The sequence below is a fragment of the Streptomyces hydrogenans genome (genome assembly GCF_014656075.1).
GTDB classification, from domain to species: domain Bacteria; phylum Actinomycetota; class Actinomycetes; order Streptomycetales; family Streptomycetaceae; genus Streptomyces; species Streptomyces hydrogenans.
In genome coordinates this window covers 23266-47975 of the sequence record NZ_BNBS01000040.1, presented here as the reverse complement: position 1 = coordinate 47975, position 24710 = coordinate 23266, and the positions used below count along the sequence as shown (strand labels likewise).

General features: G+C 73.8%; 31 protein-coding genes. 10 read left to right on the top strand and 21 right to left on the bottom strand.

Annotated features, from left to right (window positions below):
* The first annotated feature begins 79 nt into the window (after positions 1-79).
* The 3 genes from IE321_RS18745 (at position 80) to IE321_RS18735 (ending at position 1949) form a co-directional block, all read left to right on the top strand.
* Complete coding sequence (locus IE321_RS18745) at positions 80-697, top strand: TetR/AcrR family transcriptional regulator (RefSeq protein WP_190223768.1); 618 nt, start codon at positions 80-82, stop codon at positions 695-697.
* A 33-nt stretch (positions 698-730) separates the two neighbouring features.
* Positions 731-1270 carry a DinB family protein gene (locus IE321_RS18740; protein WP_107063194.1) on the top strand — a complete coding sequence of 180 codons (540 nt, stop codon included), beginning with the start codon at positions 731-733 and terminating at the stop codon, positions 1268-1270.
* Between the two features lie 166 nt (positions 1271-1436).
* Positions 1437-1949: a hypothetical protein gene (locus IE321_RS18735; RefSeq protein WP_229916447.1), complete on the top strand. Its 513-nt coding sequence runs from the start codon at positions 1437-1439 to the stop codon at positions 1947-1949.
* Positions 1950-1958: 9 nt separating this feature from the next.
* Here IE321_RS18735 and IE321_RS18730 read toward each other — a convergent pair whose 3' ends face one another.
* The 7 genes from IE321_RS18730 to IE321_RS18700 form a co-directional block, all read right to left on the bottom strand.
* Positions 1959-2432, bottom strand: a complete 474-nt coding sequence (locus tag IE321_RS18730; protein WP_190223766.1) for a hypothetical protein — start codon at positions 2430-2432, stop codon at positions 1959-1961.
* Positions 2433-2503: 71 nt separating this feature from the next.
* Complete coding sequence (gene ung / locus IE321_RS18725; protein WP_043229406.1) at positions 2504-3187, bottom strand: uracil-DNA glycosylase; 684 nt, start codon at positions 3185-3187, stop codon at positions 2504-2506.
* A gap of 91 nt (positions 3188-3278) precedes the next feature.
* Positions 3279-4856 (bottom strand): ABC transporter substrate-binding protein, encoded by a 1578-nt coding sequence (locus IE321_RS18720; RefSeq protein ID WP_190223765.1) that lies wholly within the window; start codon positions 4854-4856, stop codon positions 3279-3281.
* Between the two features lie 148 nt (positions 4857-5004).
* Positions 5005-5772, bottom strand: a complete 768-nt coding sequence (locus tag IE321_RS18715) for an SDR family oxidoreductase (protein WP_043229410.1) — start codon at positions 5770-5772, stop codon at positions 5005-5007.
* Between the two features lie 29 nt (positions 5773-5801).
* Positions 5802-6563, bottom strand: a complete 762-nt coding sequence (gene fabG / locus IE321_RS18710) for a 3-oxoacyl-ACP reductase FabG (RefSeq protein ID WP_043229411.1) — start codon at positions 6561-6563, stop codon at positions 5802-5804.
* Positions 6564-6808: 245 nt separating this feature from the next.
* Positions 6809-7192, bottom strand: coding sequence for a DUF3037 domain-containing protein (locus IE321_RS18705; RefSeq protein ID WP_043229412.1), 384 nt, complete (start codon positions 7190-7192; stop codon positions 6809-6811).
* On the bottom strand, positions 7189-8046 hold the full coding sequence (locus IE321_RS18700; RefSeq protein ID WP_051842641.1) for a HipA family kinase: 858 nt from the start codon (positions 8044-8046) through the stop codon (positions 7189-7191). The genes IE321_RS18705 and IE321_RS18700 overlap by 4 nt, the downstream gene beginning before the upstream one ends.
* Before the next feature lie 117 nt (positions 8047-8163).
* Here IE321_RS18700 and IE321_RS18695 point away from each other — a divergent pair, with 117 nt between their 5' ends.
* The gene (locus IE321_RS18695; RefSeq protein WP_043229415.1) at positions 8164-8346 is read left to right on the top strand and encodes a hypothetical protein; all 183 of its coding nucleotides are present in this window, start codon (positions 8164-8166) and stop codon (positions 8344-8346) included.
* A gap of 30 nt (positions 8347-8376) precedes the next feature.
* Here IE321_RS18695 and IE321_RS18690 read toward each other — a convergent pair whose 3' ends face one another.
* From IE321_RS18690 to IE321_RS18660, 7 genes are all read right to left on the bottom strand, one after another.
* Positions 8377-8904 carry a mycothiol transferase gene (locus IE321_RS18690; protein ID WP_190223764.1) on the bottom strand — a complete coding sequence of 176 codons (528 nt, stop codon included), beginning with the start codon at positions 8902-8904 and terminating at the stop codon, positions 8377-8379.
* A gap of 49 nt (positions 8905-8953) precedes the next feature.
* Positions 8954-9592 (bottom strand): DUF6230 family protein, encoded by a 639-nt coding sequence (locus IE321_RS18685; RefSeq protein WP_226651800.1) that lies wholly within the window; start codon positions 9590-9592, stop codon positions 8954-8956.
* Between the two features lie 239 nt (positions 9593-9831).
* Positions 9832-10413 (bottom strand): hypothetical protein, encoded by a 582-nt coding sequence (locus IE321_RS18680; protein WP_190223763.1) that lies wholly within the window; start codon positions 10411-10413, stop codon positions 9832-9834.
* Between the two features lie 122 nt (positions 10414-10535).
* Positions 10536-10934 (bottom strand): DUF6114 domain-containing protein, encoded by a 399-nt coding sequence (locus tag IE321_RS18675; protein ID WP_190223782.1) that lies wholly within the window; start codon positions 10932-10934, stop codon positions 10536-10538.
* A 95-nt stretch (positions 10935-11029) separates the two neighbouring features.
* A complete protein-coding gene (locus IE321_RS18670) occupies positions 11030-11815 on the bottom strand; it encodes a DUF6230 family protein (RefSeq protein WP_190223762.1) in 786 nt (261 codons plus the stop codon).
* Positions 11812-12396 (bottom strand): DUF6114 domain-containing protein, encoded by a 585-nt coding sequence (locus tag IE321_RS18665; RefSeq protein WP_226651797.1) that lies wholly within the window; start codon positions 12394-12396, stop codon positions 11812-11814. Before IE321_RS18665 ends, IE321_RS18670 begins: the two co-directional genes overlap by 4 nt.
* A 141-nt stretch (positions 12397-12537) precedes the next feature.
* Positions 12538-13218, bottom strand: a complete 681-nt coding sequence (locus IE321_RS18660; RefSeq protein WP_043229421.1) for a DUF6230 family protein — start codon at positions 13216-13218, stop codon at positions 12538-12540.
* Between the two features lie 211 nt (positions 13219-13429).
* On the opposite strand from IE321_RS18660, the gene IE321_RS18655 reads away from it, so the two are divergent.
* On the top strand, positions 13430-14047 hold the full coding sequence (locus IE321_RS18655; protein ID WP_190223761.1) for a TetR family transcriptional regulator: 618 nt from the start codon (positions 13430-13432) through the stop codon (positions 14045-14047).
* Positions 14048-14091: 44 nt separating this feature from the next.
* Here IE321_RS18655 and lepB read toward each other — a convergent pair whose 3' ends face one another.
* Positions 14092-14703 (bottom strand): signal peptidase I, encoded by a 612-nt coding sequence (gene lepB, locus IE321_RS18650; RefSeq protein ID WP_190223760.1) that lies wholly within the window; start codon positions 14701-14703, stop codon positions 14092-14094.
* Between the two features lie 115 nt (positions 14704-14818).
* On the bottom strand, positions 14819-16021 hold the full coding sequence (locus IE321_RS18645) for an AraC family transcriptional regulator (protein WP_190223759.1): 1203 nt from the start codon (positions 16019-16021) through the stop codon (positions 14819-14821).
* 173 nt (positions 16022-16194) lie between these two features.
* Here IE321_RS18645 and IE321_RS18640 point away from each other — a divergent pair, with 173 nt between their 5' ends.
* A complete protein-coding gene (locus IE321_RS18640; protein ID WP_190223758.1) occupies positions 16195-16611 on the top strand; it encodes a Rieske (2Fe-2S) protein in 417 nt (138 codons plus the stop codon).
* 97 nt (positions 16612-16708) lie between these two features.
* On the opposite strand, the gene IE321_RS18635 is transcribed toward IE321_RS18640, so the two are convergent.
* Positions 16709-17374, bottom strand: a complete 666-nt coding sequence (locus IE321_RS18635; RefSeq protein ID WP_190223757.1) for a cysteine hydrolase family protein — start codon at positions 17372-17374, stop codon at positions 16709-16711.
* A 115-nt stretch (positions 17375-17489) separates the two neighbouring features.
* On the opposite strand from IE321_RS18635, the gene IE321_RS18630 reads away from it, so the two are divergent.
* Positions 17490-17957 carry a pyridoxamine 5'-phosphate oxidase family protein gene (locus tag IE321_RS18630; RefSeq protein ID WP_043229427.1) on the top strand — a complete coding sequence of 156 codons (468 nt, stop codon included), beginning with the start codon at positions 17490-17492 and terminating at the stop codon, positions 17955-17957.
* Between the two features lie 158 nt (positions 17958-18115).
* Here the strand turns inward: IE321_RS18630 and IE321_RS18625 are convergent, their stop codons facing one another.
* A complete protein-coding gene (locus IE321_RS18625; RefSeq protein ID WP_043229429.1) occupies positions 18116-19018 on the bottom strand; it encodes a LysR family transcriptional regulator in 903 nt (300 codons plus the stop codon).
* 73 nt (positions 19019-19091) lie between these two features.
* On the opposite strand from IE321_RS18625, the gene IE321_RS18620 reads away from it, so the two are divergent.
* A complete protein-coding gene (locus IE321_RS18620) occupies positions 19092-20096 on the top strand; it encodes a DMT family transporter (RefSeq protein ID WP_190223756.1) in 1005 nt (334 codons plus the stop codon).
* Between the two features lie 16 nt (positions 20097-20112).
* On the opposite strand, the gene IE321_RS18615 is transcribed toward IE321_RS18620, so the two are convergent.
* Both IE321_RS18615 and IE321_RS18610 read right to left on the bottom strand, forming a co-directional pair.
* Positions 20113-20613: a DUF6924 domain-containing protein gene (locus IE321_RS18615; protein WP_190223755.1), complete on the bottom strand. Its 501-nt coding sequence runs from the start codon at positions 20611-20613 to the stop codon at positions 20113-20115.
* Positions 20614-20673: 60 nt separating this feature from the next.
* Positions 20674-22008: an aminotransferase class I/II-fold pyridoxal phosphate-dependent enzyme gene (locus IE321_RS18610; RefSeq protein ID WP_190223754.1), complete on the bottom strand. Its 1335-nt coding sequence runs from the start codon at positions 22006-22008 to the stop codon at positions 20674-20676.
* Between the two features lie 47 nt (positions 22009-22055).
* Between IE321_RS18610 and IE321_RS18605 the strand changes: the two genes are divergently transcribed.
* The gene (locus IE321_RS18605; protein ID WP_190223753.1) at positions 22056-22772 is read left to right on the top strand and encodes a pyridoxamine 5'-phosphate oxidase family protein; all 717 of its coding nucleotides are present in this window, start codon (positions 22056-22058) and stop codon (positions 22770-22772) included.
* Positions 22773-22782: 10 nt separating this feature from the next.
* The gene (locus tag IE321_RS18600) at positions 22783-23430 is read left to right on the top strand and encodes an FMN-binding negative transcriptional regulator (protein WP_190223752.1); all 648 of its coding nucleotides are present in this window, start codon (positions 22783-22785) and stop codon (positions 23428-23430) included.
* 116 nt (positions 23431-23546) lie between these two features.
* On the opposite strand, the gene IE321_RS18595 is transcribed toward IE321_RS18600, so the two are convergent.
* Positions 23547-24572, bottom strand: coding sequence for a DMT family transporter (locus IE321_RS18595; protein ID WP_226651794.1), 1026 nt, complete (start codon positions 24570-24572; stop codon positions 23547-23549).
* Between the last annotated feature and the right edge of the window lie 138 nt (positions 24573-24710).

Here is a 24710-nt window from a genome sequence, read left to right as displayed (position 1 = left end):
CCACCGCACTACAGCTGTAGTCCGGTGACCTCACGACCGTACTACAGGTGTAGTTCGGTGCGATAGGTAGGTTGTCCCCATGACCGCGCGCACCCCCGCCCAGGCCCCGGAACCCGCACCGACCCGCGCCGAGCGGATCGGCGACGCGGCCCTCGACCTGCTGGTGGAACGCGGGATGCGCGGGCTGACCCACCGCGCGGTGGACGAGCGCGCCGGACTCCCGCAGGGCTCGACCTCCAACCACGCGCGGACCCGCCAGGCCCTCCTGGAGACGGCGGTCCGGCGCCAGGCCGAGCGCGAGGCCCGCGTCCTCGCGCCGCACGAGCTGCCGCCTCCCGGCGCGGCTCCCGGCGTCCTCGCGGACGCGCTCGCGCTCGCGCTGCACCGCTATCTGACCGACCACCGGTCGCTCCTCGTCTCCCGCTACGAGCTGGCCCTGGAGGCGACCCGCCGCCCCGAGCTGCGCGGCTTCTTCGACCGGGCGGGCTCGGCCTTCCACGACCCGGTGACCGCGATGATGCGCGGCGCCGGTTCGCCCGCGCCCGAGCGGCACGCCCTCTCGGTCATCGCCTGGTGCGAGGGGCTGATGTTCTCCTGCGCCGCCGGCTCCTTCCACGCGGCCGTGCCCAGCCGGGCGGAACTGCGGACCGGATTCGACGAGTTGCTGCGCGGAATGCTCACCGGAGCGTCACGCTAAACCGCTGGCGCCCGTCCCCGGCCGTCCGCCACGATGCCCCATATGACCACCGACCACATCGAAGCACCCGAGCGCGTGTACCCGGCCACCACCACGGGCGAGCGCCAGGCCCTGGAGCAGTGGCTGGAGTTCCATCGCGTCACCCTCGCGATGAAGTGCGCGGGCCTCTCCGACGAGCAGCTCCGCACCCTCGCCGCCCCGCCCTCCGAGCTCAATCTGCTCGGCCTGGTCCGCCACATGGCCGAGGTCGAGCGCGGCTGGTTCCGCAAGGTCCTCGCGGGCGAGGAGACCACGTGGCTCTACGCCGACGACGAGGACCACGACCGGGACATCCACACCACCGAGGGCGACACCTACGCGGAGGCGTACGCCACCTGGCAGGCCGAGATCGCCCACGCCCGCGAGCTGGCCGCGGAGCACTCCCTCGACGACCTCGGCGCGGGCACCCACCACCGCACCGGCGACCTCATCAACCTGCGCTGGATCTACCTCCACATGATCGAGGAGTACGCCCGGCACAACGGCCACGCCGACCTCCTCCGCGAGCGCATCGACGGCAGCGCCGGCCTCTGACGCCCGCGCCCGTCCGCCCTCCCGGCTCGACGCCGTCCGGGCGCCCTCCCGGGCGGCCCCGAACCGGCCCGCCGGGTCAAGGAGGGTGACCGGGCGCTCACCCGTGCGGGGCATTCCCCGCCGGTAGGGGTTCGAAGGCGGGCACAGGACCAGCAGAGTGGCGCGGGTGCATGGAACCCGAACCCCCGCGCAGCTCCTGGTCGGAGCGGCCGTCGCCGCCGCCCTGACGGGGTGCGTGGCCGTCGACGGGCCGCCCCCGGCGCCCGCGACGTCCCCCGCGCCCGCCGCCGATCCCGTACGACCCGCCCACGACGTGGCACCGCAGATCGTCCTCCAGGGCCCGGCGCGGGAGGCGCTCGAAGCGGCCCTCCCGTCGCCCTCCGCCACCCCCGCCCCACCGCGCGCCGAGGCCCGCCGCGCCACCGGGCACGCCGCCCCGTCCCGTACCGCCGCGCCGCGAGCCTCCTCCCCCGCCACCGCGCGGCCCCCCGCCCCGCCCGCGGCCCGGGTGTCGCCCCCTCCCGCGCCGGACGTCCAGGAGCTGGAGCGGCTGGCGGAGCAGCTGCGGCAGGCGCCGCCGGTCACCGGGAAGGACGTGTGCGACCTGGGCGAGCGGTACGGCGGCTGGGACCCCGCGAGCGTGCAGGCCGAGCTGTGCCGGGGGGCGTACGCGCGCTGAGCGCGACGGTCAGCCTTCGCGCAGCCGCCGGTCCAGCCGCTCGATCGCGGCCCTGACCCCCATCCCGTACCGGTCGTCGTCGAGCGCGTCGGAGGCGGCCCGGGCCCGCTCCAGGTGGGCCCGGGCCGCGTCCGGGCGGCTCAGCTTGGCGTAGTCGGCGGCGAGGTCGAGGTGGAGCTTGGGGTAGAGGGCCCGCAGGGCGGCGGCCGAGTCGTGGCCGACGAGCCGCCCGTCCTCCAGGCCCTCGGCGGCGCTCAGGGCGCGCAGGTCCCAGGCCAGCTCGGTGTCCGGGTCGTCCTGGGTGTCCGCCAGGTAGTGGGCGAGGGTGCAGCGGTGCAGGGGGTCCCCGTCGGGGCCGAGCTGCTGCCACAGGACGCCGAGGCGGTTGCGCGCCTCCTCCCGGTCACCGCCGTGGAGCAGCATCCTGGCCTGCCCGATCCTGGTCAGGACCCCCTCGTCCGATGTCCGCTGCTGCTCGGTCACCGCGGCCTCCCGGCGCTCGCACTGCGTGGAGGTCCGACGCTAACCGGCCGCGGCCCCGATCACGCCGAGGCTCAGCCGAGGTCGGGGATGCGCCAGTCGATCGGCTCGTGGCCCTGGGCGGCGACGGCCGCGTCGATCTGGGTGAACGGCTGCGAGCCGAAGAACTTCTTCGCCGACAGCGGCGAGGGGTGCGCGCCCTTCACCACGATGTGCCGCTCCTCGTCGATCAGGGGCAGCTTCTTCTGCGCGTAGTTGCCCCACAGGACGAAGACGGCGGGGTCCGGCCGGGAGGCGACGGCGGTGATGACGGCGTCGGTGAACTTCTCCCAGCCCTTGCCCTTGTGCGAGTTCGCCTCGCCGGCGCGGACGGTCAGGACCGCGTTGAGCAGCAGGACGCCCTGCTCGGCCCACGGCATCAGATAGCCGTTGTCCGGAATCGGGTGGCCCAGCTCGGCCTGCATCTCCTTGTAGATGTTCCGCAGCGACGGCGGGGTCTTCACGCCGGGCCGGACGGAGAAGCAGAGGCCGTGGCCCTGCCCCTCGCCGTGGTACGGGTCCTGACCGAGGACCAGGACCTTCACCTTGTCGTACGGGGTGGCGGAGAGGGCCGCGAAGACCTCGTCCTTCGGCGGGTAGACCGGCCCGGCGGCCCGCTCCTGCTCGACGAACTCGGCGAGCTGCGCAAAGTACGGCTTGTCCAGCTCCTCGCCGAGGACGCCCCGCCAGGACTCGGGCAGCATGTTGATGTCGGTCACGGTCCACAACCTCCGGTGGTTCGGCAGTTCCGGATACGGAACCTACCGGGGCCCACTGACAACGGGCCCCGGCAGCCCTCCGTACCGCCGTCTACCAGCTGGCCCGGCGGTGCAGCTCCCACAGCTGCATGACGGTCTGCGGGTCGAGCGCGCGCTCGCCGCCGCCGATGTCGTCACGGGCCGCGATGTACAGCTTGCCCTGCCACAGCGGCAGCAGCCGGACGTCGTCGACCATGATCGACTGCGCTTCCTCGAACTCGTCCGTGACGGCCCCGCGGTCGCTCTCGCGGCGGGACTTGGGCAGCAGCTCGTCGGTGATGCGCGGGCTCAGGTAGGGGGTGCCGAGCACGTTCTTCTTGCCCAGGAAGGGGGCGATGAAGTTGTCCGGGTCCGGGAAGTCGGGGAACCAGCCACGGCCGAAGACGGGGTACTCGCCCTGCTGGTAGGCGGCCTGGTACTCGGTCCACGGCTTGCCCTGGACGGTGACCTTGAAGAGGCCGGACTCCTCCAGCTGGCGCTTCAGCTCGGTGAACTCGGCGGCCGTCGAGGAGCCGTACCGGTCGGTCGTGTACCAGAAGTTCAGCTCGACCTTGTCCTTGATGCCCGCCTTGCGCAGGATCTGCTTCGCCTTGGCCTTGTCGGGGTGGCCGTAGGTGTCGAAGAACTTGGTGGTGTGGGCGGCGATTCCCTTGGGCACCATCGAGTAGAGCGGCTCGGCGGTGCCGCGGTAGACCTTGCTGACCAGCTCGTCGCGGTCGACGAGCTGCGCGATGGCCCGGCGGACGGCCGGGTCGGCGACGGACTCGTCCTCCGTGTTGAAGACCAGGTAGCGGATGTCGGCGCCGGTGGACTCGACGAGCTGGAGGCCCTTGTTCTCGTCCTTGTCCTCCTCCAGGGAGGTCACCTCCTCCGCGGTCAGACCGCGGTAGGTGGCGTCGATCTCCTCGGCGCGCAGCGCCTTGACCATCGCCTCCGAGTCGTCGAAGTACTTGATGGTCACGCCGCCGTTCTTGCGGTCGGCGAAGCCCTTGTAGTTCGGGTTGCGGGTCAGCTCGGCCTGCTTGCGCTCCTCGTACCCGTCCAGGACGTACGGGCCGGAGCCGGCGATCTTGCCGTCCTTGCGGAGCTTGTCCGCGGGGTACTCGGCCGGGTCGACGATCGACATCGCGGGGGTGGCGAGGACGAAGGGGAAGGTCGCGTCGGCCTTGTTGAGCTTGAAGACGATCTGACGGTCGCCGACCGTCTCGATGGAGTCCAGCGAGCCCAGCATGCCGTTGGGGCCGCCCTCGGCGTCGATCGTGCGGATGCGCTCGATCGAGTGCTGCACGGCCTTGGCGTCGAGCTTGTGGCCGTTGGAGAACTTCAGCCCTTCGAGGAGCGTGCACTCGAAGACCCGGCTGGACGTGTCCGTGAATTTACATTCGGCCGCGTCGGGCTTCGGCGTGGTCGTTCCGGTCGGGAAGCTCACCAGGGTCTGGTAGACGTTCCTGAAAAGCTCCCAGGAATTGTCCCAGGAAGCCGCCGGATCGAGGGTGGAGGGGGAACTCGTCGTCCCGATGGTGATCCTCTGCTCCCCGGCGGATTCGGTATCCGAGAAAACACCGCATCCGGATACCAGGGATATGGACGCAAGGGCTGCAGCGGCCTGCAGACTCGTCCGGTTGAACACGTGCACGCTCCTCGTTCAGCCTGGGGTCGGCCGACGATACCGCAGTACCCCGCCAGGTCAATGGGCGAGCCCGACGGGGCACTTGAGACGATCGAGTGGCAACCGGGGCCAATCCGGACAGGAAATCCGGAGAGTGTCCGGTTATCGGTCACCCGACTCCGGCGTTCAGGAAAATGCCGCCGTCGACGACCAGCGTCTGCCCGGTGATCCAACCCGACTGGTCCGAGGTCAGGAAGGCCGCGGCGCCCCCGATGTCCTCCGGCACGCCGAGCCGGCCCATCGGGTAGGCGGCGGCCGCCTCCGCCTCGCGGCCCTCGTAGAGCGCCTGGGCGAATTTCGTCTTCACGACCGCCGGGGCGATGGCATTGACCCGGACGACCGGAGCGAATTCATGCGCCAGCTGCTGGGTCAGATTGATCATGGCGGCCTTGCTCACGCCGTACGCCCCGATGAAGGGAGAGGCGGAGATTCCGGCGACGGAGGCGATGTTCACGATCGTCCCGCCGTTTTCCTTCTGCCACGCGTGCCAGGTCCGCTGCGCGAATCCGAGCGCCGAGACCACATTCGTCTCGAAGACCTTTCGCGCCACGTCCAGGTCCAGGTCCGCGATGGGCCCGAAGACCGGATTCGTGCCGGCGTTGTTCACCAGGTGGTCGACGCGGCCGAAGGCGTCCATCGCGGCCTCGACGGCGGCGGCCTGGTGCGCCGTGTCGTGGGCCTTGCCCGCGACACCGACGGCCCGGTCGGCGCCCAGGCGCTCCACGGCCTCCTTGAGGGCGTCCTCGCCGCGTCCCGTGATGACGACCCGGTCGCCGCGGGCGACGAGCGCCTCCGCGATGCCGAAGCCGATGCCCCGGCTCGCGCCGGTGACGAGCGCGACCCTGCCGGAGAGCTCCGGCGGCTGCTGTGCGGTCATTCCGCTCTCCTTCTCTCGCTGCGCCGGGGTCAGTTGAGCGGGCCGCCGGCCACGTACATGACCTGGCCGGAGACGAAGCCGGCGTCGTCGCCCGCGAAGAAGGCGATCGCGTTGGCGACGTCCTCGGGGCGGCCGACGCGCTGGACCGGGATCATGGAGGCGGCGGCGGCCTGGAAGTCCTCGAAGCCCATGCCGACGCGCTCGGCGGTCTGGGCGGTCATCTCGGTGACGATGAAGCCGGGGGCCACCGCGTTGGCGGTGATGCCGAACTTGCCCAGCTCCTTGGCCAGCGTCTTGGTGAAGCCCTGGAGGCCCGCCTTGACGGCCGCGTAGTTGGCCTGGCCGCGGTTGCCGAGCGCCGAGGAGGAGGAGAGCGAGACGATCCGGCCGAAGCCCGCGTCCACCATGTGCTTCTGACAGGCCTTCGCCATCAGGAACGCGCCCTTGAGGTGCACGTTCATGACGAGGTCCCAGTCGGCCTCGGACATCTTGAAGAGCAGGTTGTCGCGGAGGACGCCGGCGTTGTTGACGAGGATCGTCGGCGCGCCCAGCTCCTCGGCGACGCGCGCGATCGCGGCCTCCACCTGGGCGCCGTCGGAGACGTCGCAGCCGACCGCGAGGGCGCGGCCGCCCGCGGCGGTGATCTTCTCGACGGTGTCCTTGCAGGCCGCCTCGTCGAGGTCGAGGACGGCGACGGCGCGGCCCTCGGCCGCCAGACGGATCGCGGTGGCGGCGCCGATGCCCCGTGCGGCACCGGTGACGACGGCTACGCGCTGCTCGGTGGTGGACATGCTTGCTTCTCCTCGCCCTCAGGGGTTCCCGGGCTCTCCCCCGGGACATGAGCGACCGCTTAGTATCGACCGCTGGACGAGACGCTAGAAGCCCTGGCACCCGGTGTCAACGGCCCACCGGGTGCACCCCGTCACTCCGTCGTCACACGACGCCCGGGAGGCGGTACGCCGCCGCCCCGGAGGCCGTACGCCACCGGTACGTCACGACACGGAAGGCTGTACGTCACCACCCGCAAGGCGGTGCGTCACCGCACGAGGAGGTCGAGGAGGCGTTCCACCTCGGCCTCGGGGTCCCCGGTGAGGCCCGTGTGCACCGGGCCCGGCTGGACCACGGTGGAGCGCGGCGCGATCAGCCACCGGAAGCGCCGCCCCGCGTCGTCCGACGCGGCCTGCCCGGCCGCGTCCCCGCCCAGGCAGACGCCCTCGACGGCACGCAGGGCCGCGCGGACGCCGGTGACGTCGGCCGCCGGGTCGAGCGCGGCCAGCTTGGCCTCGTCGAGGTGGGTGCGGGCGGCGACGAAGGACCGGGCGCGGCAGTAGACGACCACGCCCGCGTTGAAGCACTCGCCGCGCTCGACGCGCGGCACCACGCGCAGCAGCGCGTACTCGAAGACATCGCGGTCGGTCACGTGGTGCTGTCCTTGTCGCTGCTGTTCTCGGTGGCCTGCGGCCGGGGGGCGAGTCGCTCGGCGAGCCAGCCGGGCGGCTGCTGCGGGCGGCTCTCGGTACGCGGCCCGAGGGTGATCCGCTCGTGGATCGTGGCGGCGCGCGGCAGCAGCGCCTCGACGTACGCGGCGCGCACGGCGTCGGTGGAGTCGAAGCCGGGCTCGTCCACCAGCCACTCGTCGGGCACGTCGGCGGCCACCTCGTCGAGCAGCTCGCGGGTGACGAGCGGGGCGAGTTCGGCGGCGGCCGAGGCGATGTCCGGCCCGAAGGGGGCGAGGGCGTGGTCGGAGGCGTCGTACGGCTTGGCGGCCGAGGCGGCGGCGCCCGGCCAGTTGTGGTGCCAGATCATGGTGGCGCCGTGGTCGATGAGCCAGAGGTCGCCGTGCCAGACGAGCATGTTCGGGTTCCGCCAGGACCGGTCGACGTTGTTGATCACGGCGTCGAACCAGACGACCTTCCCGGCCTCCGCCGGGTCGACCTCGTACGCGAGCGGGTCGAAGCCCAGCGAGCCGGGCAGGAAGTCCATCCCCAGGTTGAGCCCGCCGCTCGCCTTGAGCAGCTCCTGCACCTCCTGGTCGGGCTCGGAGAGCCCGATGACCGGATCGAGCTGGATGGTGACCAGCTCCGGCACGCGCAGCCCGAGCCGTCGGGCGAGCTGCCCGCAGATCACCTCGGCCACCAGCGTCTTGCGGCCCTGTCCTGCGCCGGTGAATTTCATGACATACGTGCCGAGGTCGTCGGCCTCGACGATCCCGGGGAGCGATCCGCCCTCGCGCAAGGGCGTGACGTAGCGGGTCGCCGTCACTTCATTAAGCATCGGGCCAGGCTAACCGCCCGGGTCCGCCCGGGCCGGGGCGGGAACCGGCGGGTCCCCCGCGGAGTCCTGGGATCGTGGGGCGGAGCCGGGGGGCTCCGCGGAGATCAGGGGGAGTTCATGGATCTGTTCGACTTCGAGGCGGGCGGCCGCGACGGCGACGCGCCGGACATGGGCGGTCACGGCTGCGGCTGGGGCACGGTCCTCTTCCTCGGCGTCTGCGTCCTGCTCGCCGTCGCGGTCCAGTGGGCCTTCGGCGCGGTGGGCGACTTCTTCGGCTGGCTGCTCGGCCTGCTGAACTGACCGCCCGGCGCCCGGGAGTCCTCCGACCCCTCAGTCGAGGACCAGCCACTGGCGCCCGTCGAGGAGTTCCCGCGCCGCGTCCAGGTGCCCGGCGTGGCAGGCGGTCTCGGTGATGACGTGGAGCAGCAGCCCGCGCAGGTCGTGCAGGTGCGGCGGGCCGAAGAGCTCGTGCGGCCACCAGGCGAGGGGCGTGTCCGGCCCGGCCGCGGCGGCGAGCGCGTCGGCGCGGGCGGCCTCCTGCCGGTAGCGGGCGAGGATCTCGCCCGGGTCCGCCCCGGGCGCCACCCGCCAGGCGTCCTCCTCCTCGTCGAGGAGGTCGATGACGGTCCGGTCGCCGGCCAGGACGGCCTGGAACCAGAAGCGTTCGACGTCGAGCGCCAGGTGCCGCACCAGCCCGGCGCACGACCAGCCCGAGGGCAGCACCGGCCTGTGCAGGGCCTCGGCCGGAAGTCCCTCCAGCGCGCCGAGGACGTGCCGGCGCTGGGCTCCGAGGACGGCGAGCAGGGTGCGGACCTCGGGGTCCGCCGCGGTGGGGTGGTCGGTGAGGGCCTCGGTCATGTCCGGCAGGATCCCGGAGCCGTGCGCCCCCGGGCAAGACCGGCGCGCCTCAGGGCGTGCCGGGGGTCCCGGTCGGGGCGGCGGGCGCGGGGCAGGCGACGGTACCGGGTCTGACCGAGAGCTTGAGCCGGGGCGTGGTCAGCAGCCCGGGGATCTGGAAGTCCTGCGCGGTGCCGCTGATCCGGTCGAACTTGGCGTAGCGGGCCTGGATGCCGAAACGGTGCTGCGGGGCGCCCAGCGGGTTGGGCACGTAGGCGCCGGCGGCGTCCTTGACCGTACGGACGTCGGCGCCGTTGACGTTGAGGTCGACGATGCCGTCCATGTCGAGTTCGCCGGTGGCGTTCCTGAGGTCGAGGACGGTGTTCTGGGTGCGGATCTCCCAGGAGCCGGGGTTGTCGTCGCCGAGGGTGAGCAGCAGGGTGTACGTGGCTCCCGCGATCTGCTGGCGCTGGCTGAGGCAGAGGCCGTTGAGGACCCCGTCGGCGAAGCCCATCCGCAGCACCCGCACACTGCCGGCCGTGCCGTCGGGCCGTACGACCTCCTGGTCGACGACGGCGGCGCCGTACTGCGTCCCGTACAGGCTGCTGGTGGTGAAGTCGACGGGCCGGTCCTGGATGCGGAGGCCCACGGCGAGCGCCCCGGTGGCCATCGCCGAGCCGAGCCCACCGGCCGCGAGCAGGGCGGGCACGGCGACGAGCAGGCTGCGGCGCCAGTGGGTGCGGCCCTCGTACCGGAGGGGGTCGTGTCGGAGGGGGTGGTGTCGGAGCGGGCCTAGTCGGAGCGGGCCTAGTCGAAGCGGGCCTAGTCGAAGTGGGCCTAGTCGAAGTGGGCCTTGCCGGCGGGCGCCGTCCCGGAGGGGGCCGAGGCGGCGGGGACCGAGGCGGCGGGGACCGTGTCGGCGGGGCTCGGGGCGGGGGTCCAGGCGGGTCATGGCGTGGTCACCGTGATCGTTCCGGGGAGGTGGACTGGGTTGTCGGTCGAATTGAGGGCGGCGTGGTCGTCGACGGTCCGGATGGCGTAGATGTCGCCCGAGAAATCCTCCGCGCCGGCCGTCAGCGGGATGAGCGAGCCGAAGAAGTCGAGCAGTCCCTGGACCCCGCAGATCTTGAACAGGACCCGGACGCAGACGTTGGTGATGGTGCCCCACATCGTCGTGGTCTCGGGCTTGCCCGCGCTGTCGTAGCCGCCGAGGGAACCCTCGTTCGGCACGTCGATGACGACGGTGTGGCCGTCGGCCCGCTGCGTCACGTTCATGTGCGAGCGGATCTGCAGCTTGGTGAAGGTGTACTTGTTGGTGACCCGGGTGGTGCCGTCGGAGAGCCGGATCGTCACGTCCTTGTCGACGGTCAGGGAGACGGCGACCATGCTGTCGATGGTCACGCGGAGCGGATAGGGCGCGGGCAGGAACGGTACGCCGAGCGGGACCACGGCCGCGGCCGGACGTCCGGCGGCGCTGCTCGGCTGCCCGGAGACGAGGGCCGTGGCGACGGCGAGCAGCAGTGCGGCCACGACCGCGACCGCCTTCCTCCGCCCCCGTACCCGAGCCGTTCCTTGTGCACCTGCCCAATCCGCCGCCCGCGCCACGCCGTACCCGTGCGCCCTGTCGTCCGCCTCCCGTGCCTCCACGCGCGTCACGCCTCCACCGCCTCGGGTACGGCTCCGGTCCCGGCGGCGGCGCGGGGTCGTTTGGCGCCCCAGCCGACCAGCATCGAACCGCCGAGCACGCCGAGGACCATGCCGAGCAGGAAGCCGCCGAGGTTGGAGACGACGAGGGAGACCACGGCGAGGACGCAGCCGATCAGGCCGAAGGTGTAGCGCTGGCGTGGGGCGGCGATCGGGATGAGCCCGCAGAGGATCATCCCGCCGCCGACGAGGTACCCGGCGACGCCGCCGAAACCGGTGCTGACGATGAGCTGCACCGAGCTCAGGGAGAACTTGAGCACGGTCCAGCCGCCGGCCACCATCCACACCCCGCCCCAGAAGGGACGGGTGCGGCGGAAGGCCCGGAACCAGACGTACGCGCTCCGCAGCCGGGCGTACGCGCCCCTCGGCCCGCCGTCCTGCCTGCCGTTCTCCTCCGAGCCCCTCTCCTCTCGTCCGCTCTCCCGGCTCCGCCGGCCCCGGCTCAGCACGCCGTGGCCGTTCCTGCGACGACCCTCAGCTTCAGGTTCGGCAGCACCAGGGCCCCGGCCATCTCGGCGTCGTACGCGGTGGCGTTGAGGCCGTGCAGCTTGATGGAGCTGCCGCCCTCGCCGCCCGCCGAGCCGAGGCCGAAGCCGCCGGGGAGCGCACCGGTGAGCGGCTTGCCGGCGACGGTGACCTGGTCGGCGGACTGGCCGAGGACCGCGTTCTGGAGGGTGGTCGGGCCGTACGCCTGGAGCTCGGTGGCCTGGATGTAGAGGTTCGAGGCGTCGATGTCGGTGGTGAAGCTCGCGGGCGGCGTCGCGGTCACCGTCTGACCGCCGGTGAGCAGGAGCGAGTACGGCACGCCCGCGATCGACTGGTGGACGATCCCGCAGAGTCCGGCGAGGCCTGCGCTGGCGAAGCCGACCCGCGCCATCGCGGTGTTGGTGGTCGTGGTGCCGTCGGAGCGGCCCACGGCCGGGGTGTTGACGATGGCGCCGAAGCCGGAACCGGAGACGCCGTTGGAGGTGAGGGTGAACGGCTGCCCGGTGACGCTGAAGTTGGCCGCGAGGGCACCTTGTGCAAGTGCCGCGCCGAGCGCGCCGACGGCAAGACAGGAGGGAACGAGGGCGAGGGCGCCGCGACCCCAGCGGGTGCCGCGTCGGGTCCCGTCGGCGGCCTCGGCGAGCATCCGGGCGTTCCAGCCGGCCGCGGCGCGGGCGCCGTCGGCCCCGAGGCGGGCGAGCGAGCCGCCCGCCTTGCGGGGACCTGCGAGGAGGGGGTTCATGCGGAGCCGCTCCCAACGGATGCGGGGGACACGGGGGTCCCGTCGGTGGCGCGGCCGCGGCGCAGGAGGCCGCCGCGCCGCTTGGCGGGCTTCTCGGGCAGCCAGCCGAAGGCCATGGCGCCGCCCAGGACCGAGAGGGCCATGCCGACGAAGAGGCCGCCGAGGTTGGAGAGGGGGAAGGAGGCCACGCCGGCGATGACGGCGATCGTTCCGGCGGTGTGCCGCTGGCTGGGCAGGGCGAGGACGAGCAGGGCCATCGCCATGATGACGACGCCGCCCGCCATGCCGGCGATGCCGCCGACGCCGACCTGGAGGATCTTGCCCAGCGGGGCCATCGGCAGGAAGAAGATCACGAAGCCGCCGAGGGCGATCCACAGCGCGGCCCAGAACGGCCGGGTGCGCCGCCAGCGGCGGAAGGAACGGCGGCCACGGGCCAGGGCGGAGAGTGGCGGCGCGTCGATTCGGGTCGTTTCGATGCCGCGAGCATCAGCGCCGGTCGCCTCGACGCCGCGAGCATCGATACCGGTCGTCTCGATACCGGTCGTCTCGGGGTCGGGCACGGGCGGGTCGGTGGTCGTCACGGGGGCCTCGCAGCGGCGTCGGGGAGGGGGTGGGACGGACGGTCGGTCCCGGGGCGGCGCGCCCCGCGGTGGCGCGCCGTCCCGGTCCGGGTCGTGCGGTGGTGCGGTGGTGCCTGGTGCTCATGTGGTGCGGAGGGGGTGTCAGCAGCCCGAGTCGCCGTGCTTGATGGCGATCGCGAGGTCCGGCAGCGTGATGGCTCCGGCGATCGTGGCACCGTTCGCGTCGGCGTTCAGGTTGCTGATGTCGGTGCGGCCACCGGTGGCGTCGAGGCCGAACTGGCCCGCGGCACCGTCCTTGATGCCGGTGGCCTTGATGCCGTCGCCGTCGGCCGCGGCGCCGATGACGTTCGGGGTGGCGTCGCTGGCGTTCAGGGTGGCGGTCGCCGCCTTGAGCGCCTGCGCGTCGAGGATGAGCTTGTTGGCCTGGAGCCCGGCGCCGGCGACCAGCTGGTCGCTGGTGAGCGGGGTCTGGGCCGCGGGCGAGGAGATGTTGAGCGACCAGGTCCCGAGGCTGCCGACCACCGGGAGGTTGACCGACTGGGTGGCGTGGACGCAGATCCCGTCGAGGCCGGCCTTGGCGATGCCGACCTGCGCGGCGCCCTTGGCCCCGCCGGCGTCGATGGTGTGCATGACCGCGCCGATGCCCTGCGGGGCCGCCACCGTCTTGGAGCTGAGGGTGAACGGCACGCTGGTCAGGGACAGGTTCGCCGCGAGGGCGCCCTGGACCATCGCGGTGGCCATGGCCGCGACCGCCGCACCGGCGGGGACCGCGAGGAAGGCCGATCTGCGCCAGCGGGTGACGCCTCTGGGCTCGTTCTGCATGAGGGTTCTCCAACCGTCGGTCCGCGCGGGTGGCGCGGGGTGGGGATGAGGGACAGCCGTACGTCCGGGGCCGGAGGCCGAGGACGACGGACACTCAGCGGCTGCCTGTTCGAGAATTGGACACTATGAGAAGTTGTGTCAATAGTGCGGACAGGCTCTGTGGATTTGTCACGGCGCCGAGGGGTCACGGGCGCTGCTCTACGCTGGCGCGATGGCACGCTTCAGGGAGACGGTCCGGACACTGCTGCGCGAACGCCTGCTGGACGCCGCCTTCGAGCGCGTCGCGCGGCACGGATTCGACAAGCTGCGCATGGCGCACCTGGCCGGCGACGTGGGCGTCAGCCGGCAGACGCTGTACTCCGAGTTCTCCTCCAAGGAGGCGGTCGGCGAGGCGCTGTTCCGGCGCGAGCTGGAGCGCTGCCTGGTCGGCATCCAGCAGGGGCTGGACGCACATCCGGACGACCTCCGCGCCGCCGTGGAGGCGGCCGTCGGTTTCACGCTGACGCTGGCCGGCCGCAATCCCCTGATCAGGGCGATGCTGACGAGCACCGGCGAGGGCGGCCTCCTCCCCTATCTGACGACCCGGTCGGCCGCCGCCTTCGACCTGGCGACGACGATGGCCGGGACGTACGTGGCGGAGACCTGGCCCTCGATCGACCCGGTCGCCCGCGAACTCGCGGTGGACACGGCGGTCCGCCTGACGGCGAGTCACGTCGTCCAGGCCACCGCGTCGCCGGAGGAGTCGGCCCGCCGCATCGCCGACACTGCGGTACGCGTCGCCCTGAGCACCGGCCACGAACGGCTCCCGGCCGCCGCGGCCCGCGCCTGACCGGGCCCCGCCCCCGCGGGGCCGTGGACGGCGGGCCGCGCCTCCTACGGCGGCCGGGGCCCCGCGTACTCCTCCAGTACGGGCCGGTTGCCGAGTCCCGGCGCGGTGGAGACGGGGTAGGCCCGCAGCCCGACCCGCCCCTCGACCCGGTCGATCGCGCCCCAGCCGTACTGCCGGGAGTCGTCGGACAGGTCGGGGTTGTCGCCCAGGTAGAAGAAGCCGCCCTCAGGCACGGTCCGCAGTTCCGCGCTCCCCGAGCGGGTGCCCTCCGCCGAGCAGCACGCGCCCGCGCGCAGGGCCCGCCCGGTCCACTGGGACGCGACCACCTGCCGGACGGGTCCCGTGCCGCCCTCCTGGAGCAGGACCCGGAAGGGCTCCTCGGCGGTCGACACGATCGCCACCCGGTCGCCCGGCACTCCGATCACGCGTTTCACCATGAGGGAGTCCTGCCGGCCGCCGCGCAGCAGGACGACGTCGAAGCGGTGCACCCGCCCCTCCGAGCCCGGCGAGACGAGGATCCGGTCGCCCGGGCGCAGGGTCGGGTCCATGCTGGACCCGTCGACCCGGACGCCCAGGGCGGTGACGGCCACTCCCGCGAGCAGGACGAGCAGGACACCGGTCCCCAGGACGGCGCCGAGGACTCGGCCCGCCCTCATCGGCGGCCCCTTCGGCGGCTCCTGCGGCCGGGGTGCGGTACGGCCCCGGACCGGTCGAATTCGGTCATGGCGGGACGGTAGGCCGGGGGGCGGACGGCGACTGTGACCGTACCGCTCAGCCTTGTTGACCGCGCGTCAACAAGGGCGCCGCTCCGGGTACGCGCAGGGGTACGGGCCCGGCCCCGGCCTCGCCCGCCGCTCCGGGTGCGCGTGCGGCGTCCCGGTCGCGGACCTGGTAGGCGCGCGGGGTCTCGCCGGTCCAGCGGCGGAACGCGCGGTGGAAGGCGCTGGGTTCGGAGAAGCCGAGCCGCCGGGAGAGGCGCTCGATCGAGACCCGGCCCGCGGTCAGCTCCGCGATGGCGTGGTCCCGCCGCACCTGGTCGCGCAGCCGCTGGTACGTGGTGCCCTCGGCGGCCAGTTGCCGGCGGAGGGTCTGCGGGCTGACCGAGAGCCGCTCGGCCAGCTCCTCCGGCGTGGGCACGGGCCCGGCGGGCAGCGCCCGCCCGATGAGGTGGCGCACCCGGCCGGTGGCGGTGCTCCCCCACTCCGCACAGACGAGGACGTCGTCGGGGGCGCGACGGAGGAAGCCCTTGAGGGCGTCCGCGTCCCGCAGGACGGGCTCGTCGAGGTCGGCGCGGTCGAAGACGGCGGCGGTGCGCCCGGCGCCGAAGACGCAGGGCGCGCCGAACAGCAGGGCGTACTCGGCGGCGTGCGGGGGCTCGGGGTGGGCGAACTCGACCCGGCGCAGCCCGATCCGGCGGCGGACGAGCCAGCCGGCGAAGCGGTGGGCGACGAGGAGGGTGGCCTCGACCCCGAAGTGCAGGGGGTCGTCGTATCCCGAGACGTCGAACTCCAACCGGGCCTCGTCGGGGCCCTCGCGCTCCCCGGCGGGCGCGGCCGGTTCGACGAGCCGGAAGCTCGGGCCGCCGGGGAAGAGGGAGTAGAAGGTCCGGGCGCGGTGCAGGGCCTCGCGCAGGTCGCGGCTGCCGTGGACGACGAGATGGCCCATCATCGCGAAGGTTCCGACCTTGGTGGGCGCTCCACCGAAGCCGATCAGCTCGTCGTCGAGGGCCGCCCAGAGCATCCGGACGAGCCTCCCGAACCGCGCGGAGGGCACCCGCTCCGGGCCGCTCGCCCCGGAAGGGGTGAGTCCTGCGGCGCCGGTGGATGGTGTGACGCCAGTGGGTGACATGACGCCGGTGAGGAGTTCGGACGGCAGTCCGGCGCGTGCGAGCAGCGGTCCCACGGCGACCCCACGGCGCTGGGCGCCCAGCACCACGGCCCGTACGTGATGGGCGCTGACCGACCCCGTCCGCATCCCCGCCACCCCCGCGCGCTTGACACTTCACCTGCCGGATGTCCAGGTTCGGACACTCTAATGCGAACTGTAAGGCGGTTGGAGGGAGTCTGTGCCGAACAGGGCGTACGTCACAGGAACTCCGTCTACCGTCGCTCCCGGAACACGCCAGAGGCGCATCGAGAGGGGCAGGCATGAGCGGAGTGGCACGGCGGACCGTGGTGGCGGCCGGCGGGGCGGGGCTCGCGGCGGCGGCACTGGCCGCCTGCGGCGGCTCGAACGCGGAGGGGGACACCGGCACCGGAGGAGCGGACGGCGTGCCGGAGGGACCGCTGGCGAAGACCGGGGACATCCCGGTGGGCGGCGGCAAGGTGCTGGCCAGCAAGGGAGTCGTCATCACCCAGCCCAAGGCCGGGGAGTACAAGGCGTTCTCCTCGAAGTGCACCCACGCGGGGTGTGCGGTGAGCGAGGTGAAGGACGGCACGATCGTCTGCCCGTGCCATCAGAGCCGGTTCGACATCTCGGACGGCAGCGTGAAGTCCGGCCCGGCGACGTCGCCGCTGCCGCCGGAGCCGATCGAGGTGAAGGGCGAGGAGATCTCCTTCGGCTGACCGGCCACCCGAGCACGGCCACCTGGGCACCCAGACACCTGGCCCCCTGGGCGGCCCTCGCACCCGGCCCCGCCCCGTCGGACGGGGGCAGGCCGGCTCAGCCGGCCTGCCCCCGTCCGACGGCGGGACGCCTCGGCGCCTTCCAGGCCGCGAGGAGGTCGTCGGTGGTCGCGATGGTGGCGACGAGGGCGAGGGTGTTGCGGATCATCGCGGGGGTGTAGTCGGCCGGCACCCCCGCGATGGCGTCCTGGGGCACCACCACGCTGTAGCCGAGGTTCACCGCGTCGAAGACCGCATTGGGCACGGCCACATTGGCGGAGACGCCGGTGACGATCAGCGTCCGGCAGCCGAGGTTGCGCAGCAGCGCGTCGACGTCCGTGCCGGCCAGCGGGGACAGGCCGTGCAGCCGCCGCACCACGAGGTCCTCGTCGGCCACCTGGATGGGCTCCGCGACGCGCACCGCCGTGGAGCCGCTGTGCTGTTGCACAGGAAGGCGTGCCGCGGCCCGGAAGAGGCGCGCGTTGCTGTTGGAGCCGCGACCGTCGGGACGCCGCTCGGCGACGGCGTGCACGACCTGCACGCCGGCCTCGTGGGCGGCGTCGACCAACCGGGCCACATTGGCCAGCGCACCCGACTTCCGGGCGACGGCCGCGAGTTCCGGCAGGGCGCTGTCCGCGCCGACGACCCCCTGTTGGCACTCGACGGTCAGGAGCACCGCACTGTCCGGCCTCAGCCGCTCGTCGAGTTCTTCCTTGCGACCCATCGCTCCCCCTCGCATCCACCCGACGCCACGGTCACCCGCCTCCACCTCTTGCACCGGCGCGGGCGCGCCCCCATGATTTCTGACGTCTCATCAGAAATCCAGAAGGGTGCGGACGATGACCGTCGCACAGCGCCATGGCCGCCGGATCATGATGACCCCGGAGGAGCTCGACTCCTTCCTCGCCGAGCAGCGCACCTGCCGGGTCGCGACCGTCTCCGCCGACGGCCGCCCCCACCTGAGCGCGCTCTGGTACGCGTGGGACGGCACCTCGCTCTGGCTCTACTCGCTGACCCGCAGCCGCCGCTGGGCCGAACTGCGGGCGGACCCCAGGGTCTCGGTCCTGGTGGACGACGGCGAGGACTACGGCGAGCTGCGCGGGGCGGAGCTCTCGGGGACGGCCGTCTTCGTCGGCGAGGCGCCGCGCACGGGCGAGCCCTGCCCCGAGCTCGACGCGGTCGAGCGCCTCTTCGCCGCGAAGAACTTCGGCCTGGACCTCATGCCGCACGACGGCCGGCACGCCTGGCTCCGGCTGACCCCGGACGCGATCGCCTCCTGGGACTTCCGCAAGCTCGCCTCGCTGTAGCCCGTACGCACCCGACGCCGCACAGCCCGTACGCGACCTGGCGCCGCACAGCTCGTACGCATCGCGGCGTCGCACAGCCCGTACGCGCTCCTGCGCCGCTCACCCCGTACGCGCCCCCGCCCCGCCCGACCGGTCCGCGCCGCCCCGGTCCGTCCCGCTCAGCGCGTGTGCGGCCGTCCCGCCTCCCGCAGGGCCTCGACGACGGCGCGCAGCGAGGGGCGGCGGCCGGCGTCGGTGCGCCAGGTGGCGTGGATGTGCCGGCGCATCTGCTGGCGCACGGGCACGCAGACGACCCCTTCCGGGTGCGGCCGGCCGAGCCGGGGCGTGACGCACACGCCGAGTCCGGCGGCGACGAGCGCGAGCTGGGTGTGGTGCTCGCCCGCGAAATGGGCGATGCGCGGCTCGATGCCCTGGGAGCGGAGGGTGAACATCAGCCAGTCGTGGCAGAACTCGCCCTCCGGCCAGGACACCCAGTCCTCGTCGGCGAAGTCCTCCAGGTCCACCGACTCCCGCCCGGCGAGCCGGTGCCCCGCGGGCAGGGCGACGTCGGCGGAGTCGTCGAGCAGGTGGGCCCGCTCCAGCTCGCCGGGGACCGGGGACCGGCGGTTGCTCCAGTCCAGGACGATGGCGAGGTCGGCGTCGCCGCGCAGCACCGCCCGCACCCCCTGCTCGGGCTCGTACTCGGCGGTGCGGACGCGCAGCTCGGGGTGGCGGGCGCGCAGGGCGGCGAGGGCTGCGGGAAAGAGGCCCCGCGCGGCGGTCGGGAAGCCGACGAGCCGGACCTCGCCGACGACCTCGCCGCGCTGGGCCTCGATGTCGGCCTGGGCGAGCTGGACGTGGGAGAGGATCCGGGCGGCGTGCTCGGCGAGGAGGAGGCCGGCGTCGGTGAGCCGCACCCCGCGCCCGTTCTTGGCGAGGAGCTGCTGACCCACCTCCCGCTCCAGCTTGGACAGCTGCTGGGAGACGGCGGAGGTCGTCACGTGCAGTCCGTCCGCGGCGCCGCTGACGGAGCCGTGGCGGGCGACGGCGTCGAGGGTGCGCAGGCGCTCCAGGTTCAACATGTAAGCAATGCTAAGGGATTGGGTCGACATAATCTCGCTTGTTCTACGAGGTTGGGCCGTTCACTCTGAGTACATGAGCCACGCGACCGCCTCCGCCCCCACCCCGTCACCCCTCTCCCCGTCCTTCCGCGCCCGTCTCCTCGACTGGCGGGTCCGCTTCGGCGTGCTGGCCCTGATCTGGGGCTTCAGCTTCCTCTTCATCAAGGTCGGCACGGACGGTTTCGCGCCCTTCCAGGTGACCTTCGGACGGCTGCTGTTCGGCACGGCGGTGCTCGCCGCGGCGCTGCTGGTGAAGCGGGACCGGCTGCCGCGGGGGGCGCGCACCTGGGGCCACCTGGCGGTGGCGGCGTTCCTGCTCAACGCGCTGCCGTTCTCGCTCTTCGCGTACGCGGAGCTGACGATCCCGTCGACGCTGGCGGGAATCTGCAACGCGACGACACCCCTGTGGGGCATGGTCCTCTCGCTCGTGGCGCTCTCGGAGGACCGTCCGACCCGGGTGCGCGCGGCGGGCCTCGGCATCGGCTTCATCGGCGTGCTGACCGTCCTCGGCGCGTGGCAGGGCTTCTCGGGCCTCGACGTGACGGGCACCGCGCTGGCCCTGCTGGCCTCGTTCAGCTACGCCGTCGGCTGGATCTACGTCCGCCGCACCCTGAGCGGCACCGGCGCCTCGCACCTCTCCCTGGCGACCGGCCAGGTCGGCATGGCCACCCTGCAGCTCGCCCTCGTCACCCCGTTCTTCACCACGCTGCCGGAGTCGGTCGAGATCCTTCCGCTGCTGGCGGTGATCGCGCTCGGCGCGCTCGGCACCGGCTACGCGATGCTGCTCCAGTACGGCGTGGTCGCGGAGGTCGGCCCGACGACGGCGTCGATGGTCACGTACTTCATCCCGGTGATCGCGACGGCGGCGGGCGTGGCCTTCCTCGGCGAACACCTCGCCTGGAACACCCCGGTGGGCGCCGCGATCGTCCTCCTCGGCGCCGCCCTCACCCAGACGCGCGCCTCCTCCCGCACCCCGGCGCCCTCCCGCGCGACCGCGTCCGTCGCGGACCCCTCCCGGAAGACCCCGACCCGGGCCTGACCCGGCGCGCGGGGCCTCAGGCGGGCCGCAGCACCCCGTCGGGCCCCGCCGCCGCCGACGCGGCGAACTCCTCGAACCCGAGGTTGCCGAGCTCCAGGTTCGCGTGGACCCCGTGGACGGCGGCCGGGACGAGCCGGAACTCCCGGGGCGCCGGCGCGTCGACGAGCTCCTGGTAGTACTCCGGGTCGAGCCCGCTCTCGTCCTCCCACAGCGTGTCGACCGCGAGCAGGGCCCGTACCGGCGACTCCCGCGTGTGCCGGTCGGCGAGGAAGACGGCGGCCGGCCCCTCGTCGTCGTCCACGGCGGCCAGCACCTCCTCCACGCTCGCCCCCGACCAGCACGGAGCGTCGAGCACCCGGACGCCGGTCTCGACGTCCCCGTCCGGGCCGTCGAGCTCCGCGAGCACCTCCCGCCAGGCCGCCTCGTCGCCGAAGTCGGTCCGCACGACGAACGCCGCCCAGGTGTCCCAGCCCTCGATCGCCCGTCGCGCGTCGTCCCGCCGCTCCTGATCCGTCATGCCGCCGACTCTCGCACACGGGTCCGACAGTCACCCCGCCTCCCGGCGGAGGGGCGTCCGTCAGCCGTAACTCCGGGCGGGGGCCGGGCCCGTGGCCAGGGCCACCGCGTCGGCCAGGGGTTCGACGTCCTCGCGGGTGAGCGGCGAGACCGTGAGGCGGACCCCGGGACCGGCGGCGATCCGGAAGCGGGCACCGGGGGCGACCGCCCACCCCGCGGCGAGCAGCCGCGCGACGGCGCCCGTCTCGTCGGCGACGGGCACCCAGACGTTCATGCCGCTGCGCCCGTGCGCCTCGACGCCCCGCCGGGCGAGCGCCCGGACGAGGGCGTCGCGCCGTTCGCCGTACGCGTCGGCGACGGTCTCGGGGTCGACCGCGCCGGTGGCCCAGAGGTGGGCGACGGCCTGCTGGAGGAGACGGCTGACCCAGCCGGGGCCGAGGCGCTGCCTGCCGAGGACCCGGTCGACGGTCTCGGGGTCGCCGGTGAAGGCGGCGATGCGCAGGTCCGGCCCGTACGCCTTGGCGACCGAGCGGACGAGTGCCCAGCGGTCGGTGACGCCGGCGAGCGGACGCAGGCGCCGGGCGACGATGCCGTGGCCGTGGTCGTCCTCGATGAGCAGCACGCCGGGGTGGTCGGCGAGGACGCGGCGCAGCTGGGCCGCGCGGGCGGGGCCCACGCAGGCGCCGGTGGGGTTCTGGGCGCGGTCGGTGACGATCACCGCGCGGACGCCCTCGTGCCTGATCGCCCGCTCGACCTCGGCCGCGACCGGCCCGTCGTCGTCGACGGCGACGGGCACGGGACGCAGCCCCAGCGCGGGGACGAGATCGAGGAGGCTGCCCCAGCCGGGGTCCTCGACGGCGACCGCGTCGCCGGGCCGCAGGTGTGCGGCGAGGACCCGTTCGATGGCGTCGAGGGAGCCGGAGGCGACGCCGACCGGCCCGTCGGGGACGCCGTCGGCGTCGAACGCGGCGCGGGCGAGCCGCGCGAAGTCCGGGTCGACGGGCGCCTCCCCGTACAGCCCGGGCCGCACGGCGTACCGCCGCGCCGCCTCGGCGAGGGCCCCGTCGAGCGGCGGGAGCAGGGCCGGGTCGGGATTGCCGCCGCTGATGTCCCGGACGCCCGGTGGCGCCTCGACGCGCAGCGAGCCGCGCGCGGTGGTGGCGGGCCGCGGCCGCACCCGGCTGCCGCGCCGTCCGTCGGTCTCGATGACCCCGCGCTCCCGCAGGGTCCGGTACGCGGCGGCGACGGTGTTCGGGTTCACGCCCAGCTCGGCCGCCAGCTCCCGCATGGGCGGCAGGTTCTGCCCGGGCTCCAGCGCCCCCGACCCCACCCCCCGCTCCACGCTGGCGGCGATCTCCGATGCGCGACGGCCTTCGATCCGATACTCTCCTAGCACAAAGCAGATTATGCACTAGTGCAATACGAGGGGCAAGGGGACCCGCCATGAGCACCACGACCACCGCGACAGCCGCGACGGGCGCGACCACCGGGGGCGGCCCGAGCTACCCGCCCACCGACCGGACCGTGCCCACGCGGTCCCGGCAGCGCGCCTCGTACGACAAGGACGTCGTCCACGCGATCCTCGACGAGGGGTACGTCTGCCACCTCGGCTTCATACGCGACGGCGCGCCCGTCGTCCTCCCGACCCTCTACGGCCGGATCGGCGAGCGGCTGTACGTCCACGGCTCCACCGGCTCCCGCCCGCTGCGCATGGCCGGCTCGAAGGAACCCGCCGAAGCCCCCGGCCTGCCGGTCTGCCTCACCGTCACCCACGTCGACGGCCTGGTCCTGGCCCGCTCCGCCTTCCACCACTCGCTCAACTACCGCTCCGTCGTGGTCCACGGCACCGCACACCAGGTCACCGACCCGGACGAACTGCGCTCCGCGCTCGACGCGCTCGTCGACCAGGTCGTGCCGGGCCGCGCCGCCGACTCGCGTCCGGCGAACGCCAAGGAGCTGGCCGCCACCGCGGTGATCCGGCTCGACCTGGAGGAGGTCTCGGCCAAGGTCCGCACCGGCGGCCCCAACGACGACGCCGAGGACCTGCCCCTGCCGCACTGGGCCGGCGTGGTCCCGGTCGCCCCGCGCACCGGCACCCCGGTCGCCTCGGCGGACCTGGACCCGGCGATCGCCCTGCCCTCCTACCTGACCGCGCGCTGAGGAACACGGCATGCTCATCCACCCCTGGGACGCCACCACCGACGAGACCGAGTGGCGGGAGTGGCTCGGCCGCCACGACTTCGGCCAGCTCGCCGTCAACGGCCTGCCCGGCGAACCGCCCTGGGTGCAGCCGGCGCACTTCCGGTACGAGGCGGAGCCGGGCCCGTACGGCAGGGTGCTCACCCACCTCGCCCGGCCCAACCCGCTGTGGCGGGCCCTCGAGGCAGATGCACAGGTGCTGCTGAGCGTCGTCGACGACTACGTGTACGTCCCCGGCCACTGGACGGCCCCCGAGGGCGAGCCCACCGAGCACGGGACCCCGACCTCGTACTACGCGGCTGTGCAACTGCGCTGCGTGGCGCGCGTGGTGGACGACCCGGCGGAGAAGGCCGAGCTGCTGAACCGCCAGGTCGCCCACTTCCAGCCGGACGGGGGGACCGCGCGGGTCGCCCCCGGCGAAGCCCCGTTCGGCCGCCTGCTGCCCGGCATCCGGGGACTGGTCCTGGACGTGACGGAGGTGCGCGCGAAGTTCAAGTACGCGGGCAACAAGCCGGCCGGCGTGCAGCGCCGGGTCCGGGCCCGGCTGGCCGAGCGGGCCGGCCCGGGCGTCCTCGCCGGCCTCGTCCACCGGCTCCGCCGCCTGCCCGAGGACGGCTGACGCCACCGCACCCCGACCACGTAGCGCACCCCGACCACGCACCACGCCCGAACACGCGGCCGCTCGACTCCCCCGGCCGCCCGGCCGCGTGACTCCCCGGCCGCCCGGCCGCCCGGCTACACCGCCGCGGGCTCGACCGCCCTGCGCCGTTCCGCCGCCGTCCGCGCCTCCGCGAGGGCGAGCCCGGTGACGGCCGCGAGCAGCAGCACCGTGCCCAGCACGGTCGTCGCCGTGAGCTCCTCGTCGAGGAGGGTGACGGCGAGCAGTGCGGCGCTGACCGGCTCCAGGAGCATGATCACGGAGACGGTGGCGGCCCGGACGACCGCGGCCCCGGCGAAGTACAGCGCGTAGGCGAGGGCCGTGGGGATGGCCGCCACGTACAGGAGCAGGAGCAGCAGCCGGACGACGTCCTCGGTGTGCGGCAGCAGTCCCTCGACGGCCGCGAGGGGCAGCACGACGAGCGCCGAGACGCCGAAGGTCCACGCGGTGCTCGCGAGGGAACCGGCGGCGCCGGCGCCGCTGCGGCCGAGCCAGCGGGTGAGCAGGGTGAGGGCGGCGAAGCCGGCGGCGGAGAGCACGGCGTAACCGACGCCGGCGAGCCGGACCTCGGCTCCCCCGCCGCCCAGGACCAGGACGGCGAGCCCGGCGAGCGCGCCGACGACGGCCGCGAGGCCGCCGAGGCCGAGGCGTTCGCCCATGGTGACCCGGGCGCCGACCGCGATGAGGACGGGTCCCGCGCCGAGCGTGACGACGGTGCCCACGGCGAGTCCGGTGGACTCTACGGCGGCGAAGTAGGCGGTCTGGAAGACCGCGAGACCGAGCCCGGTGCCACCGATCCGGATCAGCCGGGTCCGGCGGCTCTCGACGACGGACGCGGCAGCGGGCGCGCCGGAGGAGGTGGAGGCCGGCCGGGCCCGCCCGGGGCGCAGCAGCCGCAGCGCCGGGACGGCCAGGAGGAGCAGCAGGCCGCCGGCGCAGCGCCAGAACGAGAGGGCCAGGGGGCCCATGTCGCTGTTCCGGAACACGAGGGATCCGGCGGCGCCGGCGGTGCCCCAGGCGACACCGGCGACGACGAGGTAGAGCAGGCTCCGCCCGACGGGCAGGACGGGGTGCGCGGCAGAGAGGGACTGCGGGTTCGACACGTGGTTTCTCCGTGAAGACGGTCGTCCGTGCGGACGGACCGGGATGAAGGATGGTCGCCGGCTCCGCGCGCGGGCAGCGAGGGACCGCTCGGGGGCGTGATCGCCCGCCCGAGTCCGGTCGGTCGTCTTCGGGAGAAG

Excerpts from the sequence above, each read along its gene's own strand:
- IE321_RS18670 (WP_190223762.1), bottom strand. The coding sequence starts at position 11,815 with ATGAACCCCCTCCTCGCAGGTCCCCGCAAGGCGGGCGGCTCGCTCGCC.
- IE321_RS18715 (WP_043229410.1), bottom strand. The coding sequence starts at position 5,772 with ATGACCGCACAGCAGCCGCCGGAGCTCTCCGGCAGGGTCGCGCTCGTC.
- IE321_RS18740 (WP_107063194.1), top strand. The coding sequence starts at position 731 with ATGCCCCATATGACCACCGACCACATCGAAGCACCCGAGCGCGTGTAC.
- IE321_RS18690 (WP_190223764.1), bottom strand. The coding sequence starts at position 8,904 with ATGACCGAGGCCCTCACCGACCACCCCACCGCGGCGGACCCCGAGGTC.
- lepB (WP_190223760.1), bottom strand. The coding sequence starts at position 14,703 with ATGAGGGCGGGCCGAGTCCTCGGCGCCGTCCTGGGGACCGGTGTCCTG.
- IE321_RS18700 (WP_051842641.1), bottom strand. The coding sequence starts at position 8,046 with ATGCTTAATGAAGTGACGGCGACCCGCTACGTCACGCCCTTGCGCGAG.
- IE321_RS18635 (WP_190223757.1), bottom strand. The coding sequence starts at position 17,374 with ATGGGTCGCAAGGAAGAACTCGACGAGCGGCTGAGGCCGGACAGTGCG.
- IE321_RS18620 (WP_190223756.1), top strand. The coding sequence starts at position 19,092 with ATGAGCCACGCGACCGCCTCCGCCCCCACCCCGTCACCCCTCTCCCCG.
- IE321_RS18600 (WP_190223752.1), top strand. The coding sequence starts at position 22,783 with ATGCTCATCCACCCCTGGGACGCCACCACCGACGAGACCGAGTGGCGG.
- IE321_RS18640 (WP_190223758.1), top strand. The coding sequence starts at position 16,195 with ATGAGCGGAGTGGCACGGCGGACCGTGGTGGCGGCCGGCGGGGCGGGG.
- IE321_RS18745 (WP_190223768.1), top strand. The coding sequence starts at position 80 with ATGACCGCGCGCACCCCCGCCCAGGCCCCGGAACCCGCACCGACCCGC.
- IE321_RS18660 (WP_043229421.1), bottom strand. The coding sequence starts at position 13,218 with ATGCAGAACGAGCCCAGAGGCGTCACCCGCTGGCGCAGATCGGCCTTC.
- IE321_RS18615 (WP_190223755.1), bottom strand. The coding sequence starts at position 20,613 with ATGACGGATCAGGAGCGGCGGGACGACGCGCGACGGGCGATCGAGGGC.
- IE321_RS18605 (WP_190223753.1), top strand. The coding sequence starts at position 22,056 with ATGAGCACCACGACCACCGCGACAGCCGCGACGGGCGCGACCACCGGG.
- IE321_RS18655 (WP_190223761.1), top strand. The coding sequence starts at position 13,430 with ATGGCACGCTTCAGGGAGACGGTCCGGACACTGCTGCGCGAACGCCTG.
- IE321_RS18695 (WP_043229415.1), top strand. The coding sequence starts at position 8,164 with ATGGATCTGTTCGACTTCGAGGCGGGCGGCCGCGACGGCGACGCGCCG.
- fabG (WP_043229411.1), bottom strand. The coding sequence starts at position 6,563 with ATGTCCACCACCGAGCAGCGCGTAGCCGTCGTCACCGGTGCCGCACGG.
- IE321_RS18630 (WP_043229427.1), top strand. The coding sequence starts at position 17,490 with ATGACCGTCGCACAGCGCCATGGCCGCCGGATCATGATGACCCCGGAG.
- IE321_RS18645 (WP_190223759.1), bottom strand. The coding sequence starts at position 16,021 with ATGCGGACGGGGTCGGTCAGCGCCCATCACGTACGGGCCGTGGTGCTG.
- IE321_RS18625 (WP_043229429.1), bottom strand. The coding sequence starts at position 19,018 with ATGTTGAACCTGGAGCGCCTGCGCACCCTCGACGCCGTCGCCCGCCAC.